The 266-nt window shown below is 56.8% G+C and carries 1 protein-coding gene; it reads left to right on the top strand.

Going from position 1 to position 266, the window contains the following annotated elements; all coding sequences use genetic code 11:
- Positions 1–16 precede the first annotated feature (16 nt).
- The coding region (locus AC1RPQ_RS08530) for a hypothetical protein (RefSeq protein WP_481762352.1) at positions 17–266 on the top strand (250 nt) is incomplete at its 3' end.

Genomic DNA, 266 nt, shown 5'->3' with positions numbered 1-266 from the left:
CATCCGGGCCGTGGACATGCGTATCGGTGATCGTGTGTGGTTCCCGGCTCACAACAAGTTGCCCCGCCACGATTGGACAAAGCAGGACAAATCGAGCGGTCTTGGCTTCTTGGCCGTGAATAAGCTGCGCGTCCAAAAGCAAGGGGAGCCGGTGCCCGTCTACTGCTTGACTGTTCCGAAGTATCACCACTTCATGCTTCCGTCCGGCATCGTAAGCAGCAACTGCCACATTAACAGCCTGCTGCTGGGCCTGATGTACAAGTTCC

This window comes from Dellaglioa sp. CoH-57-MRSF-21 (assembly GCF_056781915.1).
Note: the sequence above shows the minus strand (reverse complement) of the source record. Positions and strands in the feature narration are given on the sequence as shown.